Consider the following 17,006-nt stretch of genomic DNA (forward strand, 5'->3'; position numbering starts at 1 on the left):
GAGAAGTCACCACCCGATTTTAGGGCTTGGCCGGGGATAATCCCAGGATGGACCTACTTTTGCAACTCCTTGATTTCATCCTCCACGTTGACCGCTATTTGGAAGCCTTTGTCGCCCAACATGGGGCTTGGGTCTACGCCTTGTTGTTTCTCATTATTTTTGTTGAAACTGGCGTCGTGGTCATGCCATTTTTACCCGGTGACTCTTTGTTGTTCATCGTGGGCGCGATGTGCGGCGCAGGTTTGATGAGCCTGCCGCTGGTCATGGCTTTGTTGCTGGTGGCCGCCATTTTGGGCGACCAGACCAACTACACCATCGGGCGCTACTTTGGTCCCAAGGTGTTCCAGTGGGAAGATTCGCGGTTTTTCAGCCGCAAGGGCTTTGACCAAGCCCACGCGTTTTACGAAAAATACGGTGGCATCACCATCATTTTGGCGCGCTTCATGCCCTTCATTCGCACATTCGTGCCTTTTGTGGCGGGCGTGGCCGAGATGACGCGCAGCAAGTTCACCTTGTTCAATGTGGTGGGCGGCTTGATTTGGGTGCTGGGCTTGACCCTGGCGGGCTACTTGTTTGGCAACTTGCCTTTTGTGCAAACCCACCTGTCCAAGATCATTTGGGCCCTGATCATCGTGCCGGGCCTGATGGCCCTGTTCGGCGCTTGGAAAGCTCGGCGCGCAGATTAAAACGCCAAGACTTCGGCACGTGTTGGAGGCTGGCACCCTTGTCGGGTGCAGTTGATGGCGGCCGCTGTCATGGACCGTGCCAAGGTGTCGGCCACACGGTCGGCAGCGCCCCCGTCTTGGCCGGCCCAGTCGGCCAAGGTATTGCCCCAAAAAGTATCCCCAGCACCCACGGTGTCGACCACGCTGACAGGTGGCACAGGCAGGCTGTGGGCATGGCCGTCGACATCCAGATGTGCGCCATCGCCGCCAAAGGTCAGCGCCACACGGCTCAAACTTCCCTGCATGCCTTCGGCGCGCAATTCACGCACCAAGCGGGGCGATTGAGCGAGGGAAACCGGGGAGTAACCCATGGTGATCAAGTCCTCGTCACTGGCTTTGAGCCAGTCGGTCAGCCCGATCACTTCTCGCAAAGCCCTCACATAGGGTGGCAAGGCACCGGCCACTTGGGGGCGCAGATTGATGTCGACGCTGATCGTCCAACCCAGGGCGCGTGCCGATGTCAGAATGGCCACCACTTTGTGGTGCTCGGGCGGGATCAGGAGCAAAGAGCCGGTGTGCAAGATCCCGGCCTTGGGCTGTTGCGCAAGTCGGTCCACGACGCTTTGCACCGTGTAGTCGCGGTCTGCTATGCCTTCTCGGTAAAAACCATAGCTGGGCTGGCCCTGTTGGACTTGGACGACCGCCAAAGAGGTGGGCAGGGCGCTGATGCCGCCGGGCAGCTCGACGCCGTCTTGCCGCAACTGTTGCACCATCCCCTGACCAAAAAAATCGTGGGACAAAGGGTTGAGGTAAGACACCTTGGCACCTTGCAGCGCTGCGGCACGAGCCAAGTTGAAGGGGCTGCCGCCCATCAAGGGACGCAACTGCCCATCAGGCTGAGCGATGCAGTCCATCAGGGCTTCACCCAGCACAAAAATCGGGGTTGTCATGTTCAAACCAAAAGTGCTTATTTTTTGAGCAAATGTTGGCGACGCAGCACGTCGATCCAAACGGCGAGGATAACGACGGCACCGATGGCCATCATTTGCTTGAACTGCGAGACTTCCATCAGGTTCATGCCGTTGCGGATCATGGTGATCAGCACTGCACCCAGCAAGCTGCCCCAGATGCTGCCGCGCCCACCAAACAGCGACGTGCCGCCCAAAATCACCGCGGCAATGGCGTCGAGTTCGAACATTTGCGCCATCTTGCCGCTGGACGAGTCCATGCGGGCCATCAGCACGATGGCGGCCAGTGCGCAGCACAGGCCCGAAATCACATACACGCCCAATTTGTACCAACGGATGTTGATGCCCACTTGGCGTGCACCCATTTCATTGGAGCCCATGGCGTACACGTAGCGGCCGATTTTGGTGCTCGACAACACAAAAGCCATGACCACAAAAAAGACGCCCGTGATCAAGGTGGGCATGGGGATGCCAAACACGTCGCCATAGCCGATGAAGGGCAGGGGATCGGGCAAGCCAGCGTTGTCAAAACCACCGGTCATGTCAAAGGCCAAACCTCGCCACAGCGTCAGTCCGCCCAGCGTGACGATGAAGGCAGGGATGCCGACAAAGGCCACCAAGTAGCCGTTGAACAAACCGACGGCTGCCCCGATCGCCAGCGCTGCAGCCATGGCCAGATAGGGGTCTACGCCCAGTTTGATCATCATGTGACCCGCCACGGCACCCGCCAGCGCGGTCAGGGCGCCTACAGCCAAGTCGACGCCGCCCGTCAAAATCACAAAAGTCTGTCCACCCGCGAGCAAAGCGATCACCGAGGCCTGCACCAAGATGTTGGACAGGTTGCCGGTGGTTAAAAAATAGGGCGAGGCGAAGGTGAGCAAAAAGCCCAGCACAAGCACTGCGACCAAAGCGCCGTACCACTCTTGTCGGGTGATGGATTTCATAAAAATTCTCGTTATTCAAAAAAAAACAAGCCCGGACCCGCAGGTCCGGGCTGGCCATTACTTGGCCTTGACCTTCATGAACTGGCCCACGCCGGAGTCGGCAGCGAACTTGTCCACGTTGGCTGGCAGCACCAGGAAGGAGCCGGTGTCGATGCGGGCCTCGACCTTTTTGCCTTGGGCGGCGGCGATGGCCGTTTCCACGCCCACTTGGCCGATTTTGGCCAGCATCTGGGCGGCGTTGGCTTGCTGCCAGCCTTGTTTCATCATGTCCAGGCCACCGGGGGAGCCGTCAAAACCAGCAATTTTCACGTCGCCAGGCTTCTTGCCAGCGGCCATCAGCGCGGCTTTGGCACCCAGAGCGCCACCGTCCCAAGCGCAGGCGATCACCTTGGCATTGGGGTTGGCGCGCAGAGCAGCTTCCACGCCGTTTTGGGCCATGGTTTGGTCCCAAGTGGTGGGCACTTCCACAATTTTGACGTTCTTGCGGCCGGCGTTCAATGCATCGACAAAGCCTTTCTTACGCTCTTGGCCAGTGGATTGACCTTGGTCACCGGTCACGTAAATCACGGTGTCACCGTCTTTGATTTGCTCAGCAGCCCATTTGCCCTGCACATTGGCTGCTTTGATGTTGTCGGTGGCCACATAAGACGTGATCTTGGCGCCGGTGATGCCGGTGTCCACCGCGACCACGGCAATGCCAGCGGCCAGGGCTTTGTTGATGGCCGGGGCGATGCCGGCGGAGTCGACAGGGGCAATGGCAATGGCGTTGACTTTGCGGGTGATCATGTCTTCCACGATGGCCAGCTGTCGTGACAACTCGCCTTTGTCGGCGGCCAATTCAATGAATTTGACGCCTTTGGTTTGACCGGCTTTTTTGGCGCCGCCGTTGATCAGGGTCCAGCCCTCATTGGTGTTGCCGTTGGTGATGTAGGCCACGGTCACGTCTGCAGCCATGGCAGAAGTGAACAAAGTGGCGGCTGCTGCAGCGATGGCCAGACGGCCGAATGTGCGTTTGGTGATCATGGGTCTTATCTCCGTTGTGGGGTTGAATCGGGCAGAAAACCTTTTCTCTGACCGCGAACGGATTGGAAAGGAAAAACACGACTAAGTAAACCTAGTAGTTTTACTAATACGGTTTTTTCGCCATTCGTTCATGATGGCGTCCATTCATCGTGAAAGTAGCCACCATGTCGACACCCACACCCGTTCTTGAAATCCAACAATTGACCAAACATTACGGCGGGGTCAAAGCCCTGACCGACGCCCAATTTCGCCTTTTGCCCGGCGAACATGCCGCCATCGTGGGCGACAACGGCGCGGGCAAAAGCACGTTTGTTCGCCTGATCACCGGGGCCGAGCAGCCCAACGCTGGGGACATCCTCCTCGATGGGCAAAAGGTCCATTTCGAATCGCCACTGGACGCCCGCGAGCAGGGCATCGAAACCGTTTACCAAACGCTGGCCCTGGCCGAGGACTTGGATGTGCCGGCCAACATTTTTTTGGGCCGTGAGATCACGCGCTTGAATTTGGGCCCGCTGTCCATCCTCAACCACAAGGCCATGCGCGAAAAGTCCGCCAGCATGTTGTCCACCACGGGCGTCAAAATCCAAGACATGTCCGAGAGCTTGCGCGGCATGTCAGGTGGGCAGCGTCAATGCGTGGCCATTGCCCGAGCGGCCGGGTTTGCCAAAAAACTCATCATCCTGGACGAGCCCACCGCAGCCTTGGGCGTTCAGGAAACGGCGCGTGTGGAAGAGATCATCAAAGGATTAAAAAAGCAGGGCATACCGCTGATCATCATCAGCCACAATTTGCGGCAGGTGTTTGACTTGGTGGACCGGATCTGGGTGTTCCGACAAGGCCGGATCATCTGCAGCCGCCTGAGCCGAGAGACCAACCCCGAAGAAATCGTGGGACTGATCACCGGCGCCATCGACCCGGCCAGTCTGCCCTCTGAAGAGGCGCTCACATGCTGAAAGGGATCGATCCGCTGCTCACCCCGGAGTTGCTGATGCACCTGTGCGCCATGGGCCACGGTGAATGGGTGGCGGTGGTGGATGCCAATTTCACCGCCTCGTTTTTGAGCCAAGGCAAACCCTTGGTGCGCATTCCCGGCCACAGCCTGGAGCGGGTGAGTCAAGCGGTGCTGTCGGTGTTTCCGCTGGCGATCGATGTGGCGCAGCCTGCCGCCTTCATGCGCGTGTGCCATGGCGCAGACGACCACCGCACGGCGGCCCAGCAGGCCGTTGTGGATTTGGTGGTGGCCGAAGGCTTCAAACCCGAACAGGTGGAGCCGGTGGAGCGCTATGCGTTTTACGAGAAAATCAAGGGGGCCAGCCTGATCGTGCAAAGCGGAGAGGGCACGGCCTACGGCAACGCCCTGTTTTGCAAGGGTGTGATCTTGCTATAACGTTGGATTCATTCGCTTCTCGCCCCTTCCATGAACAGTGCCACCCCGACTTCCGCCATGCGTGGCTCCAACCACGTGGGGATGCGCCAGTTCAATGAGCGCATCGTGCTGCAAGCGATTCGCCACCACGGGGCCATTCCGAAGGCCGATTTGGCCCGACTGACCCAGTTGTCCACCCAAACAGTGGCCATCATCGTTGGCCGCTTGCTCGACGACGGTTTGTTGCTCAAACAAGACCGGGTGCGCGGCAAAATCGGTCAACCTTCGGTGCCGTTGTCGCTCAACCCGCAAGGCGCGTTCAGTGTGGGCATTCAGGTGGGGCGGCGCAACTTGGAGTTGCTGGTGGCCGACTTCACAGGCCAACCCGTCGAGCGTGTCGAAGTGCTGTACGACTACCCCGACCCGGATGTGCTCTTTGAGTCCATGGCGCAAGGTCTGCAAACGCTGAAAGAACGCATGGGCGAGTCTTGGCTGCGTACCGTGGGCGTGGGCCTGACAGCCCCCCTCTCGCTGCACAAATGGGCCGACCTGATGGGCGGGCAGGCCGCTCAAGCCCTGGCCCGCTGGGAGCATGTCGATCTGTTGGCCCAAGTGCAGCGCCTGACCGATTGGCCCGTGGTCTTCGCCAAAGACACCACGGCCGCCTGTGTGGCCGAGTTGCTGCAAGGCCATGGCCGCAGCGTGCGCAGTTATTTGTACGTGTTTGTGGGCACCTTCATCGGTGGCGGGATGGTGCTGTCGGGTCATCTCTTGAATGGCGAACGCGGTAACGCAGGGGCGATTGGCTCCTTGCCTGTGGGTTTGGCTTCGAGCGGGTCGGGCATGCCGCCTCAGTTGTTGCAAAAAGCTTCGGGCTGGCAACTCGAGCAAGCGCTGCTGGCCGCTGGGCACGACCCCTTGTTGATCCACCAAGCGGCCATCATGGACGCTGCTTATGCCCCGTTCACCGCCCCTTGGATCGCCCAAGCCAGCCAAGCGCTGGCCATGACGGTGGCCAGTTCAGCCGCCTTGCTGGACCTGGATGCCGTGGTGATGGATGGCTCTTTGGGCGCACCGCTCATGACGGCTCTGATGAGCGCCACACAAGACGCGCTGGCCCAGTACCGCTTTGACGGCATGCACCAGCCCCAGCTGTTGGCCGGGCAGGTGGGCGCGCATGCCCGCGCATTGGGCGGCGCTTTGCTGCCGCTGCACAGCCAATTTTTCCCGGACAAAGACATCTTTTTGAAGCAGGACGCTGCATGAAGTTCTACCTCGATTCGGCCGACGCCCGCCAATGGGCCCTGCCACCTGGCTGCCCTCCTGTGCAGGGTGTCACCACCAACCCCACCTTGGTCATGCAAGCCGGTTTGCCCGTCAGTCTGGCGGGCTATTTGCAGTTGGTGGCGCAAGCAGGCCAAGCACGCATCCCTGAGCTGATGCTGCAATTGCCCCGGGCCGACGTGGGCGAGGCCGCGCAGTGGTTAGAGGCGCTGCTGCCTGCGGCTGTTCAGGCCCGTGTTCGCCTGACCATCAAGTTGCCGTGTCACCCCGACTGGCAGTCCGTGCTGCGCGAAGTGCAGGCTTGGGGCGTACCCACCTTGCTCACGGGTTTGTCCAACCCCGTGCAATTGCTGTGGGCGCGTGCCCAAGGGGCCAACCATGTGGCGCCTTATGTGGGCCGCCTTCAAGCCGACGGGCGCGATGTGTGGTCGCTGATTGAGGCCTGTGTGGCGGTGCAGGCCGATGGCTTGCAACTGCTCGCTGCCAGCATCAAAACTGCCGATGTGCTCTCGCGCCTGATCGCTTGCGGTGCCCATGCCGTCACGGTGCGCCCCGAGTTCGCCGCCAGCTTGGCCACCGATGCTTTGACCTTGGCTGCCATGGCCCAGTTTGAGCGCGATGTGCAGGCCAGTCAAAAGTTGGCTGTGCCCGGGTGAGTCTCAAAGACCCCGGTTGCGGGCCAGGGGGGGATTGCGCGAGAAGTACTGAACAATGCCGCGCATCAGGGCATCGGTGAGTTGCTGCTGATAGGCTTCGCTGCGCAATTTCTCCTCTTCCTGTGGGTTGCTGATGAAAGCCGTCTCCACCAACACACTCGGGATATCGGGGGCTTTGAGGACGGCAAAACCAGCCTGTTCCACCCGGGGTTTGTGCAAGCGGCCCACGCTGCCGATTTCGCGCAACAAACTGCTGCCCAGCTGCAAACTGTCTTTGATCTGTGCCGCCGTGCTCATGTCCAGCAGAGCGTGCTGCACTTGGGCCTCTTGGCTGCCCAAATTGAGGCCACCAATCGAGTCGGCCTTGTTTTCTTTTTGCGCCATCCAACGCGCCGCGCTGCTCGAAGCCGCACCTTGGCTGAGCGCGAACACGCTGGCACCGCTGGCTTGGGGTGTGAAGAATGCGTCGGCATGGATGCTGACCAACAAATCGGCTTGGACGCGGCGGGCTTTTTGCACGCGCACATGCAGGGGCACAAAGAAGTCGGCGTCGCGGGTGAGGAATGCCCGCATGGGGCTGCCATTGACGGTGCTGGCATTGATGCGCTCGCGCAGCATCTTGGCGATTTTGAGCACCACGTCTTTTTCCCGCGTGCCCCCAGGGCCAATGGCGCCAGGGTCTTCGCCGCCGTGTCCCGGGTCGAGTGCGATCACGATCAGGCGGTCTGTGCTCTGCGTGTTTTTTTCTGCGCGTGGCGCATGGTTGGGGCTGTCCATCGAGACCGCTGGGGGCGGCAACAGGTCTTGTTTTCGGGTGGATGGGGTGAGCGCAGGCGCCGCTGGATGCAGTGCAGCCCCTGTGGCTGGCCCATTTTGACGCGCGATCAGCTCCCCCAATGCGTCAGGCGCGGCTGCGCTGGCAGGCGGTGAGGCCGCAGCAGGTGAGGAAGCTTTCGCTGCCGACCGCTCTTGAATCAGTTGCGCCAACGGGTCCAAACTCTCTTGGGGGTACAAGTCCAGCACCAGCCTGTGGGCATATGCGGCCACCGGTTGCAGCGTGAAGACTTGGGGCGCAATGGCGCGTTTGAGGTCAATCACCAAGCGCACGGTATGGGGGGTGTATTGGCCCACTCGGATACCCGCTATGTTGGGGTCAGACGCCTGCACTTTGCCTACCAATTCGCGCAAAGCGGCATTCAATTGCAAGCCTTCCAGGTCAATGGCCAATCGTGGGGGCGAGGCGATGAAGGTCTGCGTGGTGTGAAGGGGGGCGTCAGATTCAAGCGTGACCCGGCTGTAATCGGGTGCCGGCCAAATGCGCACAGCCAACAAATTGGCGCCGCGTGCCCATTGCGCAGTGCCCAGGCTCAAGGCCAAAAAACCGGCCTTGATCAAGCGGCGGCGCTCAGGGCGCATCGGGTGCTCCTTCGGTGCTTTGAGCCACCCAGGATGACAGCCACGATCGCCCACGCTGCGAGCCCGCGCTGATGCGCACCAGCCGTTGGTCCTCGTCGATGGCATCGAGCGCAATCACCCAGTCGGGTGGGGGCAGCTGCCCTGCGACCTTTTGCGGCCACTCCATCAGTTTGAGGCCAGGGCCGGCGAAGATGTCCCGAAAACCAGCGTCCTCCCACTCCTGTGGATCGTTGAATCGGTAGAAGTCAAAATGCCAAATGGGCCAGACCGCATCGCCGGTGCCCGCTTGGTGTGGTTCTACCACCGCGTAGGTGGGGCTTTTGATGCGACCTTGCACGCCGGCCGCGCGCAGCAAATGGCGCACCAGGGTGGTTTTACCTGCGCCCAAGTTGCCGTGCAATGCCAGGCAAGCATCTCGCCCGCCTGGCCAGAGCTGCAAGGCGGCGCTCAGCCGCTGTGCAAAGGCTTGCGTGGCCGCTTCGGTGGGCCACAGACCCTCCCAATGCACGGCGGTGGCGGGAGTTTCTACAATCGGCGGGTGACTGCTCAACGTACTCAAATCGACCTTCTTGAACTTTGGCCCCAGATCCAAACCTGGGCGCGTGAGTTGGGATTGTCCCAAATTGGCGTGAGTGGTATCGATTTGTCCTCAGCAGAGCCCGGATTACAGGCCTGGTTGGCCGCTGGTTTTCACGGCAGCATGGGCTACATGGCCAGTCATGGCCTCAAGCGAGCCCGCCCCGCCGAGCTCCAGCCGGGGACGGTGAGCGTCATCACGGCGCGCATGGATTATTTGCCGCTGGGCACACCACCGGATTGGCTGGCCCATGAAACGTCTCGCATGGTGCAGCCGGCGGAGGCGGTGGTCTCGCTCTATGCCCGGGGCCGTGACTACCACAAGGTTTTGCGCAGTCGTTTGCAAAAGCTGCAAGAACGCATCGCGCAAGCCATTGGCCCTTTTGGACACCGCGTGTTCACCGACTCGGCGCCCGTGTTGGAGGCCGAGATGGCCACCCGCAGCGGCCTGGGTTGGCGCGGCAAACACACCCTGGTGCTCAGCCGCGAGGCGGGCTCGATGTTTTTTTTGGGCGAATTGTTCGTGGACTTTGCGTTGCCCGAGACGCCCCCCGTGTCGGCCCATTGCGGCCAGTGCACCGCCTGCATGGATTTGTGCCCCACACAGGCCATTGTGGGGCCGTACAAGCTCGACGCCCGGCGCTGCATTTCCTACTTGACCATTGAACACGCCGGACCCATTGACGAAGCCCTGCGCCCCTTGATTGGCAACCGCATCTACGGCTGTGACGATTGCCAACTGGCCTGTCCCTGGAACAAGTTTGCCCAAGTCAGTACCGTGCCGGACTGGCAGCCGCGTGAGGGCCTAGAGGCAGGCCGCATCGCGGCACTGATGGCTTGGAGCGAGCTTGATTTTTTACGACGCACCGAGGGCAGCGCCATCCGCCGCATCGGTCATGCCCGATGGCAGCGCAATCTGGCGCTGGCGGCTGGCAATGCCTTGGCGTCCGATGCCCTCCATGGACCCGAGCGCCAAGCCCTGCAGCAGGCCTTGACGGCGCTGTGCTCGCATCCCGACCCGGTGGTGCAAGAGCAAGCGGCCTGGTCGTTGCGCCAAGCTGCAGCGCATCCGTAAAAAGGCCGGGTGTCAGCGCAGCACGCCCAGTGCAAAGGGCAAGCTGAGCATGCCCGAGAGGGTTGACAGCGTGACCAGTCCTGCCACATAGGGCCCGTTGTAACCCATTCGGGCAGCCAGCACGTAACAAGTGGAAGCCGTGGGCAAAGCTGAAAAGGCCAGCAGCACGGTGGTTTGCATGGCCGTGAGTCCAAACAGTTTGGACATGCCCAGGGCGATCAGGGGCAGCAGCAGGTGCTTGATCAAGAGCACGCTCGCGGCCAGCAGTTGGCCTTCGCGCAAGGTGCGCAGCTCCATGCCGGCACCCGCGGCCATCAAACCCAAGGCCAGTGAGGCGGCGCCAATGCGGCTGACACTGGGGTCCAACCAAGTGGGAATGCCAAAGCCCATCAGGTTCAGGACCAAACCGGACGTGGTGGCGATGATCAGCGGGTTGCGCGCCAGCTCGCGCAAAAAACCCGTGTTCGCATGCCGGGCCATGGGCCACACGGCACCGATATTGAACAGGGGCACACAAAAGCCGATCAACACCGAAATCAGCAGCAGCCCCTCAGGCCCCGCCAAACGCTCGGCCAAGGCCAGGGCAATGAAGGAGTTGAAACGGAAACCCACTTGGGCGCTGGCCGCATGGTCACGTCGGTCCAGCCGTTTGCCCAGAACCGGCCAATAAGGCAGGCTGTAAGACAGTGCAATCGCACAGACCCCCAAACTCAGTCCGGCCCCGATGAGGCTAGAGGCCGCTTCCAAATCGAGTGGGCTTTTCACAATGGAGCGGAACAACAGCACCGGGAACAGGAACAGGTAAACCAAACGGTCGACCTGCTGCCACACCGAGCGGTTCAAGGCGGTGTAGCGGCAAATCAGGTAGCCGCACAAAATCAGCGCGAAATCAGGAATGAGGAGTTGGGCGAAATTCACCCTTTGAGCATAACGGTTGCCTCCATTCAAATGGGGGCCGCTTGTCACCCTGGGGTAACGGGGGGGCGATGAATGCCCTTTATTTCACGGTTTTGTGGGTTTTTCCTCTCTCAAGGGCGCATCTTTTTTGCATATCATGTGCGCACTTTCAAGGAGTTTTGACATGAAGCGTCGCAGTTTGTTTTCGGCAGCGGGTTGGGCTGTCACCGTTTTGGCCAGTGGTTCGGTATGGGCGCAGGCCTATCCCAACAAACCCATCAAATTGCAAGTGCCTTTTGCACCTGGCGGTACCACCGACATCGTGGCCCGTGTGATCTCAGAGCCACTGGGCAAGGTCTTGGGTCAAAACGTGATCGTCGAGAACAAAGCCGGTGGCGGCGGTGTGGTGGGTGCGACCGAAACCACGCGGGCTGCGCCCGATGGCTACAACTTGGGCATGGCCACGGTGTCCACAACTGCCGCCAACCCGGCCATCAACCCCAAGATTCCGTACAACGTGTTGACCGACTTCACGCCCATCATCAACATTGCAGCCACACCCAATGTGATCGCAGTGCACCCCAGCTTTCCGGCCAAGGACTACAAAGGCTTTTTGGCAGAAATCAAAAAGAACCCCGGCAAATATTCCTACGCTTCGTCCGGCACAGGGGGCATTGGCCACCTGCAGACCGAATTGTGGAAAAGCCTGGCGGGCGTTTTCATCACCCACATCCCTTACCGTGGTGCAGGGCCAGCCTTGAACGACACGGTCGCAGGGCAAGTGCCCATCATTTTTGACAACCTGCCTTCGGCTTTGCCCTTCATCCAAACCGGTAAATTGGTGCCGATTGTGGTGGCTGCACCCCAGCGTCTGCCCCAGTTGCCCAATGTGCCAACCTTCAAGGAAATTGGTTTGGAGCCCGTCAACCGCATGGCTTACTACGGCATTTTGGGCCCCAAGAATTTGCCCAAAGAGGTGGTGGACAAGATCAGCGCCGGTGTGAAAAAAGCGCTGCAAGAGCCTGGTGTGACCAAGCGCATCAACGACACGGGCTCTTTGGTTGTGGCCAATACGCCAGAGGAATTCACGGCCCAGATCAAGGCCGAGTTCGAGGTGTACAAGAAAGTGGTGAACCAGCAAAATCTCAAGCTGGACTGATTTTTAGGCCATGCACGAGGCCAGCCAAAACGCCATCGACCGCTTTGCCGAGGCGCTTTGGCTGGAGGACGGGCTGGCCGCCAATACCCTGGCGGCCTACCGTCTCGATTTGTCACTCTACGCCAACTGGTTGTTCCTCACGCACAGGCTGGCGCTGGCGGCGAGCCAAGAGCACCACCTGCAGTCTTACTTTGCGCAGCGGCACGCGCAAACCAAGGCCACTTCGGCCAATCGCCGGCTCACCGTCTTCAAGCGATTTTTCAGATGGGCCTTGCGTGAGCGCTTGATCCCATCCGACCCCACTTTGCGCATGCTGGCCGCTAAACAGGCCCTGCGCGTTCCCAAAACCTTGGGCGAGGCGCAAGTCGATGCCCTTTTGTCCGCACCCGATGTCACCACGCCATTGGGTCTGCGTGACCGCGCCATGCTGGAGCTGATGTACGCCAGTGGCCTGCGTGTGAGCGAGTTGGTGAGCCTCAAAACCCTGCATGTTTCACTCAATGAGGGCGTGTTGCGCATCATGGGCAAGGGCAGCAAAGAGCGTTTGGTGCCTTTTGGAGAGGAGGCGCGCGAATGGTTGCAGCGTTACATGGGCCAAGCCCGGGCGTCGATGCTGGGCCAAAGCCAGACCCAAGACCTGTTTGTCACCACCAGTGGCACCACCCCCGGCACGGCCATGTCACGCGTCATGTTCTGGAGCTTGGTCAAGCGTTACGCCATCGCCGCTGGCATCACCGCCCCTTTGTCGCCACACACCCTGCGCCATGCCTTTGCCACGCATTTGCTCAACCATGGGGCTGATTTGCGAGCGGTGCAAATGCTGCTGGGCCATGCCGACATCTCCACCACCACCATTTACACCCATGTGGCGCGTGAACGGCTCAAGACGCTGCATGCGCAGCACCACCCGCGGGGTTAGCTCAGGGCGGCCAATTCCGCTTCTTCAAAACCGGCCAACCGACGCGCCGCCAGGTTGAAGGGGGGACGCAATTTGGGCGCGTCGTATTGCAAGATCAACTCGGCATAGGTGCTGAGCGGGTCCAAACCGCGCTGTTGGCACAGGTGGCGGTACCAGCGGTTGCCTGCCGCGACGTGGCCGATTTCTTCTTTGAGGATGATGTCCAGAATGTCGCCCGCCCGGTGGTCGCCCACGCTGACCAGTTTGTTTTTCACGCCCGGTGAGGCGTCCAGGCCTCGCGCCTCCATCGTGCGAGGCACGATACCGATGCGCGCCAGGAGGTCGTTCTGGGTGCGCTCGGCCATGTCCCACAGGGTGTTGTGGGCGGGGAAGTCGCCGTAGTCAAAACCCATGCCCAGCAAATGTTCGCGCAGCAAGTTGAAGTGCTTGGCTTCTTCCTGCGCGATGCGCACCCAATCGGTATAAAACGCGTCGGGCATGCCCGCAAAGCGCCACACCACGTCCAGTGCTAGGTCGATGGCGTTGAGCTCGATGTGGGCGATCGAGTGCACCAGCATGGCGCGACCCTCGAGCGAGGCCATGGATTTGGCTTTGAGCTGGGTGTGCGGCACCAACAGCGGGCGGGCGGCGCGACCGGGGCCTGGGGTGGGGGCGCTCAAAGTTTCGAGCGCACCCACGGGCAGGCTCAGGTCCAGTGCCAAAGTGGCTTGCGCCTTCAGCTTCGGGTCGGTTTGCGCCCATGGGATCAGGGCAGCGGTTCGCAAGGTGTGCATGGTGAAATCGGGCAGCGCCCACGGCCGTTGGTGGGCATCCCTACAATTGTAGGTTTTCAAGACAACCCAAACGACAGGAGACCGCCTTGGCCATTTACCAATTGGATGCTCAAACTCCCCACATCGCCGACAGTGCCTGGGTGGCCGACAACGCGCAGGTCATGGGTGCGGTCCACATCGCGGCCGATGCCAGTGTCTGGTTTGGCGTGACGGTACGTGGTGATACCGAGACGATTGAGATCGGCGAGGGCAGCAACATCCAGGACGGCAGCGTGATGCATGCTGACCACGGCAAACCCCTCAAGGTCGGCAAAAACGTGACGGTGGGGCACATGGTCATGCTGCACGGCTGCACCATAGGCGACGAGTCCCTGATTGGCATTGGCGCGGTGGTGCTCAACGGCGCAAAGATCGGCAAGAACTGTCTGGTGGGTGCTGGCTCGCTGGTGACCGAGGGCAAGGAATTTCCCGATGGCTCGATGATCATGGGCACGCCTGCCAAGGTGGTGCGCGAGTTGACAACTGAGCAGATTGAAGGTCTGCGCCAAAGCGCCAAGCATTATGTGGAGAACGCCCGTCGTTTCAAAAAGGGCTTGAAAGCCGTTTCCTGAATGCCGTGTAGACCCGCTGGGCATCTGCGGTGACCGATTTTTTTCTGAGGATTGGCCCCAAAGGGCTGTAAATTGAACCTTGTCTGAACTCCATAAATTCATTTTCGAAGGCCTGCCCGTGCGTGGCATGCTGGTGCGCCTGACCGATGCCTGGCAAGACATCCTGGCGCGCCGCGCTGCCAATTCCGAGACCGGCGCTTACCCTGAACCTGTGCGCCAGTTGCTGGGCGAGATGGCCGCGGCTGGCGTGTTGATGCAGGGCAACATCAAGTTCAACGGTGCTTTGGTGCTGCAAATCTTTGGCGATGGCCCGGTCAAGCTGGGCGTGGTCGAGGTGCAAGCTGATTTGAGCTTGCGGGCCACCTGTACCCAAGTGGGTGAAGTGGGCGAGGGCGCTACCCTGAGCCAGATGGTGAATGTGAACAACGGGGGGCGCTGTGCCATCACCTTGGACCCCCAAGACCGCTTGCCCGGACAGCAGCCCTACCAGGGCGTGGTCCCCTTGTTTGGCGACCGAGGCGAGAAGCTGGACAACATCAGCGAAGTGCTGGAGCACTACATGTTGCAGTCCGAGCAGCTGGACACGGTGCTGGTGTTGGCGGCCGACGACAAGGTGGCCGCAGGTTTATTGATTCAGCGCCTGCCCATCGAAGGGGCGGGCAACCTGGCCGGACGAGCCGATTCACTCCTGCGCGAATCGGTGCTGGGTCAAAGCGAAGACTTCAGCCGCATTGCGATCTTGACCAAGAGTCTCAAACGCGAAGAACTGCTGGGGCTGGACGCCGAAACCATTTTGCACCGTCTGTATTGGGAGGAGCCTTTGGCCCGTTTCGAGCCCAGTATCGGCGAGTCAGGCCCCCGCTTTGCTTGCCGCTGCAACCGTGAGCGGGTCGGCCAGATGATCCGTAGCTTGGGCACCGAGGAGGTGGAAGGCATCCTTGCTGAGCAGGGCCAAGTGGAAGTGGGCTGCGAATTTTGCGGTGCCCAATACCGGTTTGACCCCGTGGATGCGGCGGGCCTCTTCACGGGATTGCCCGCAGACCTGGCCGGTGGTTCGGTGCACTGACATCTGGGTGCGCGCTCCAGTGGGCGAGGGCGTCAGACGCCACGCGCATCAGAGGCCCAGAGGGCCATGGCTTACCGCGCGCCTGGGTCCACGCGTTTGGCCAGCAGGCCTGAGAACAACTGGTGCTCGCAGTCGGGGTCGCTGCACGCATTGCACTGCCAAACGGTGCGCCCTTGGTGGATGGCGAACTGGGCTTTTTCGCGCACCATGCCGCCAGCGGTGTCTTCGCCGGGCAGCCCCAAAGCCAGCAGCGCGTTGTTCAGTCGCTGTTGGCCTTGCCCATAAACGACGTGGTAAGTGATGCCTGCGCGCTCAAGCGCTTGGCGCACAAGGGTGTCGACCGGGCCACGCACATGGGGTCCGTCGCGCTGCAAACCGTCTGCCACCCATGGCAAATCCAGGCCCGTGACCAAGGTGTTGTCAAACAAAGCTTGGTGCGCCAAAGCCATGGGATAGAGGCTGTCATCGCCAAACAAGAGGTCGCTGTAGACCGCCGTCATCAGCGGCGTGGTGTCGGAAATCACCACACCTTGTTGGATGCCTTGCACCGCTTGGGCTTGGGTTTGGGCAATGCCGATTTGTTCGTGCGCCAAGGGTGTTCGGCCTTCGCGATCGCACCAGCTGCGCAGCACCTCGTCGACCGTGCGCACGTTGTGGCCCCGCGACTGCAGCACGCAGGCCAAAGCCGTGACCAAGCAGGATTTGCCTGTGCTTTCTGCACCCAGGATGGCGATGCGTTGCAACCCACTCATGCGGCTTATTCAGCCGATTTGAGGCGCTGGCTTGGACGCCAGGCGCGCCAGCCCCAGACACTCATGGCGGCGAACAGGGCGTACAAAATACAGGTCAACCACAGGCCTTTGTGGGCAAACAAGGCCACGCTGATGACATTCACCACCACCCAGACCAGCCAGTTTTCAAGGTATTTGCGCCCGAGCAAGACCTGGCCAACCAAGCTCAAGGCGGTAGGTAATGCATCCCACCAGGCCACATCGCTGTTGGTGAAATGTTGCAGCAGCAGGGCCAATGCAGGCCAAAGCACGGCGCTGCAGACCAGCACGAGGAGCCAGCCGCGCACAGACAAGTGCTGAATGGCGATGGCGGGTTGGGCGTCTGGCGTGGTGCGAAGCCATTGCCACCAACCCCACAGAGAAATGGCCACAAACACCAATTGCAGGCCCGCTTCACCGTACAGCAGGCTGTCTTTGAAGACAAAAAAATACAGAACAGAACTGGCGATGGACAGTGGCCAGCCCCAATGCCATTCTTTGATGTTGCACACCACCATGGCCAGGCCAAGCAAAAAACCTGCAATTTCAATGGGGGACATCATTTGGCGATTTGAACGTAGATTTCGTTGGACTTGACCATGCCCAGCTCATGTCTTGCACGTTCTTCCACCATGTTCAGGCCCTCTTTGAGGTCATTGACTTCGGCGCTGAGTTGGTCAATTTTGCGGTGGGCCTTTTCGTTCTCGGCCTTTTGCTCTTTCAAGGACCGCTCCAGCTCGGCAACGGTGGACACGCCGCCTTTGCCCAACCACAGTTGGGCCTGGATGATCGCCAACAAGACGACCAGCACAATTGGAACCAGGCGGTTGCCCATGGC

Annotated in this window: 20 protein-coding genes; 10 read left to right on the forward strand and 10 right to left on the reverse strand. The window is 60.5% G+C overall.

Annotated elements, in window-relative coordinates; genetic code table 11:
- Positions 1–47: 47 nt before the first annotated feature.
- Positions 48–686: a DedA family protein gene (locus ACHEXK_RS04950; protein ID WP_416548252.1), complete on the forward strand. Its 639-nt coding sequence runs from the start codon at positions 48–50 to the stop codon at positions 684–686.
- On the opposite strand, the gene ACHEXK_RS04955 is transcribed toward ACHEXK_RS04950, so the two are convergent.
- From ACHEXK_RS04955 to ACHEXK_RS04965, 3 genes are read right to left on the reverse strand one after another with little or no spacing between them, the layout of a single operon-like run.
- Positions 683–1,615 (reverse strand): carbohydrate kinase family protein, encoded by a 933-nt coding sequence (locus ACHEXK_RS04955; protein WP_416548253.1) that lies wholly within the window; start codon positions 1,613–1,615, stop codon positions 683–685. The two genes, ACHEXK_RS04950 and ACHEXK_RS04955, sit on opposite strands and share 4 nt — an antisense overlap.
- Before the next feature lie 17 nt (positions 1,616–1,632).
- The gene (locus ACHEXK_RS04960) at positions 1,633–2,577 is read right to left on the reverse strand and encodes an ABC transporter permease (protein WP_416548254.1); all 945 of its coding nucleotides are present in this window, start codon (positions 2,575–2,577) and stop codon (positions 1,633–1,635) included.
- A gap of 57 nt (positions 2,578–2,634) precedes the next feature.
- On the reverse strand, positions 2,635–3,600 hold the full coding sequence (locus ACHEXK_RS04965; protein WP_416548255.1) for a sugar ABC transporter substrate-binding protein: 966 nt from the start codon (positions 3,598–3,600) through the stop codon (positions 2,635–2,637).
- Between the two features lie 164 nt (positions 3,601–3,764).
- Here ACHEXK_RS04965 and ACHEXK_RS04970 point away from each other — a divergent pair, with 164 nt between their 5' ends.
- Genes ACHEXK_RS04970 through ACHEXK_RS04985 form a run of 4 tightly spaced genes read left to right on the forward strand, consistent with a single transcriptional unit; the run spans position 3,765 to position 6,906 of the window.
- On the forward strand, positions 3,765–4,553 hold the full coding sequence (locus ACHEXK_RS04970) for an ATP-binding cassette domain-containing protein (protein ID WP_416548256.1): 789 nt from the start codon (positions 3,765–3,767) through the stop codon (positions 4,551–4,553).
- Positions 4,547–4,987 carry an RbsD/FucU family protein gene (locus tag ACHEXK_RS04975; RefSeq protein WP_416548257.1) on the forward strand — a complete coding sequence of 147 codons (441 nt, stop codon included), beginning with the start codon at positions 4,547–4,549 and terminating at the stop codon, positions 4,985–4,987. The genes ACHEXK_RS04970 and ACHEXK_RS04975 overlap by 7 nt, the downstream gene beginning before the upstream one ends.
- Before the next feature lie 30 nt (positions 4,988–5,017).
- A complete protein-coding gene (locus tag ACHEXK_RS04980) occupies positions 5,018–6,232 on the forward strand; it encodes an ROK family protein (protein WP_416548258.1) in 1,215 nt (404 codons plus the stop codon).
- Positions 6,229–6,906 (forward strand): transaldolase family protein, encoded by a 678-nt coding sequence (locus ACHEXK_RS04985; protein ID WP_416548259.1) that lies wholly within the window; start codon positions 6,229–6,231, stop codon positions 6,904–6,906. Before ACHEXK_RS04980 ends, ACHEXK_RS04985 begins: the two co-directional genes overlap by 4 nt.
- A gap of 3 nt (positions 6,907–6,909) precedes the next feature.
- On the opposite strand, the gene ACHEXK_RS04990 is transcribed toward ACHEXK_RS04985, so the two are convergent.
- Positions 6,910–8,322, reverse strand: coding sequence for an N-acetylmuramoyl-L-alanine amidase (locus ACHEXK_RS04990; protein WP_416548260.1), 1,413 nt, complete (start codon positions 8,320–8,322; stop codon positions 6,910–6,912).
- On the reverse strand, positions 8,312–8,881 hold the full coding sequence (gene tsaE, locus ACHEXK_RS04995; protein WP_416548261.1) for a tRNA (adenosine(37)-N6)-threonylcarbamoyltransferase complex ATPase subunit type 1 TsaE: 570 nt from the start codon (positions 8,879–8,881) through the stop codon (positions 8,312–8,314). The genes ACHEXK_RS04990 and tsaE overlap by 11 nt, the downstream gene beginning before the upstream one ends.
- On the opposite strand from tsaE, the gene queG reads away from it, so the two are divergent.
- Positions 8,882–9,973, forward strand: coding sequence for a tRNA epoxyqueuosine(34) reductase QueG (queG, locus tag ACHEXK_RS05000; RefSeq protein WP_416548866.1), 1,092 nt, complete (start codon positions 8,882–8,884; stop codon positions 9,971–9,973).
- Positions 9,974–9,985: 12 nt separating this feature from the next.
- Here queG and ACHEXK_RS05005 read toward each other — a convergent pair whose 3' ends face one another.
- A complete protein-coding gene (locus ACHEXK_RS05005; protein ID WP_416548262.1) occupies positions 9,986–10,891 on the reverse strand; it encodes an AEC family transporter in 906 nt (301 codons plus the stop codon).
- 163 nt (positions 10,892–11,054) lie between these two features.
- On the opposite strand from ACHEXK_RS05005, the gene ACHEXK_RS05010 reads away from it, so the two are divergent.
- Entirely contained in the window at positions 11,055–12,029 is a 975-nt protein-coding gene (locus ACHEXK_RS05010) for a tripartite tricarboxylate transporter substrate binding protein BugE (protein WP_416548263.1), read from the forward strand.
- Positions 12,030–12,039: 10 nt separating this feature from the next.
- Positions 12,040–12,948: a site-specific tyrosine recombinase XerD gene (gene xerD / locus ACHEXK_RS05015; protein ID WP_416548264.1), complete on the forward strand. Its 909-nt coding sequence runs from the start codon at positions 12,040–12,042 to the stop codon at positions 12,946–12,948.
- Here the strand turns inward: xerD and ACHEXK_RS05020 are convergent.
- Positions 12,945–13,721: a ferritin-like domain-containing protein gene (locus tag ACHEXK_RS05020; RefSeq protein ID WP_416548265.1), complete on the reverse strand. Its 777-nt coding sequence runs from the start codon at positions 13,719–13,721 to the stop codon at positions 12,945–12,947. The genes xerD and ACHEXK_RS05020 overlap by 4 nt on opposite strands.
- Positions 13,722–13,807: 86 nt before the next feature.
- Here ACHEXK_RS05020 and ACHEXK_RS05025 point away from each other — a divergent pair, with 86 nt between their 5' ends.
- Together ACHEXK_RS05025 and ACHEXK_RS05030 are read left to right on the forward strand one after the other, a co-directional pair.
- Positions 13,808–14,332 (forward strand): gamma carbonic anhydrase family protein, encoded by a 525-nt coding sequence (locus ACHEXK_RS05025; protein ID WP_416548266.1) that lies wholly within the window; start codon positions 13,808–13,810, stop codon positions 14,330–14,332.
- Positions 14,333–14,411: 79 nt separating this feature from the next.
- Positions 14,412–15,398, forward strand: coding sequence for an Hsp33 family molecular chaperone HslO (locus ACHEXK_RS05030; protein WP_416548267.1), 987 nt, complete (start codon positions 14,412–14,414; stop codon positions 15,396–15,398).
- A gap of 71 nt (positions 15,399–15,469) precedes the next feature.
- Here ACHEXK_RS05030 and ACHEXK_RS05035 read toward each other — a convergent pair whose 3' ends face one another.
- Genes ACHEXK_RS05035 through ftsB form a run of 3 tightly spaced genes read right to left on the reverse strand, consistent with a single transcriptional unit; the run spans position 15,470 to position 17,003 of the window.
- Positions 15,470–16,150 (reverse strand): AAA family ATPase, encoded by a 681-nt coding sequence (locus ACHEXK_RS05035; RefSeq protein WP_416548268.1) that lies wholly within the window; start codon positions 16,148–16,150, stop codon positions 15,470–15,472.
- A 5-nt stretch (positions 16,151–16,155) separates the two neighbouring features.
- Positions 16,156–16,731 carry a nicotinamide riboside transporter PnuC gene (gene pnuC, locus ACHEXK_RS05040; protein WP_416548269.1) on the reverse strand — a complete coding sequence of 192 codons (576 nt, stop codon included), beginning with the start codon at positions 16,729–16,731 and terminating at the stop codon, positions 16,156–16,158.
- The gene (gene ftsB / locus ACHEXK_RS05045; protein ID WP_416548270.1) at positions 16,728–17,003 is read right to left on the reverse strand and encodes a cell division protein FtsB; all 276 of its coding nucleotides are present in this window, start codon (positions 17,001–17,003) and stop codon (positions 16,728–16,730) included. Before ftsB ends, pnuC begins: the two co-directional genes overlap by 4 nt.
- Positions 17,004–17,006 lie beyond the last annotated feature (3 nt).

This window comes from Limnohabitans sp. DCL3, from assembly GCF_048019295.1.
In the GTDB taxonomy this organism is placed as follows: Bacteria; Pseudomonadota; Gammaproteobacteria; order Burkholderiales; family Burkholderiaceae_C; genus Limnohabitans_A.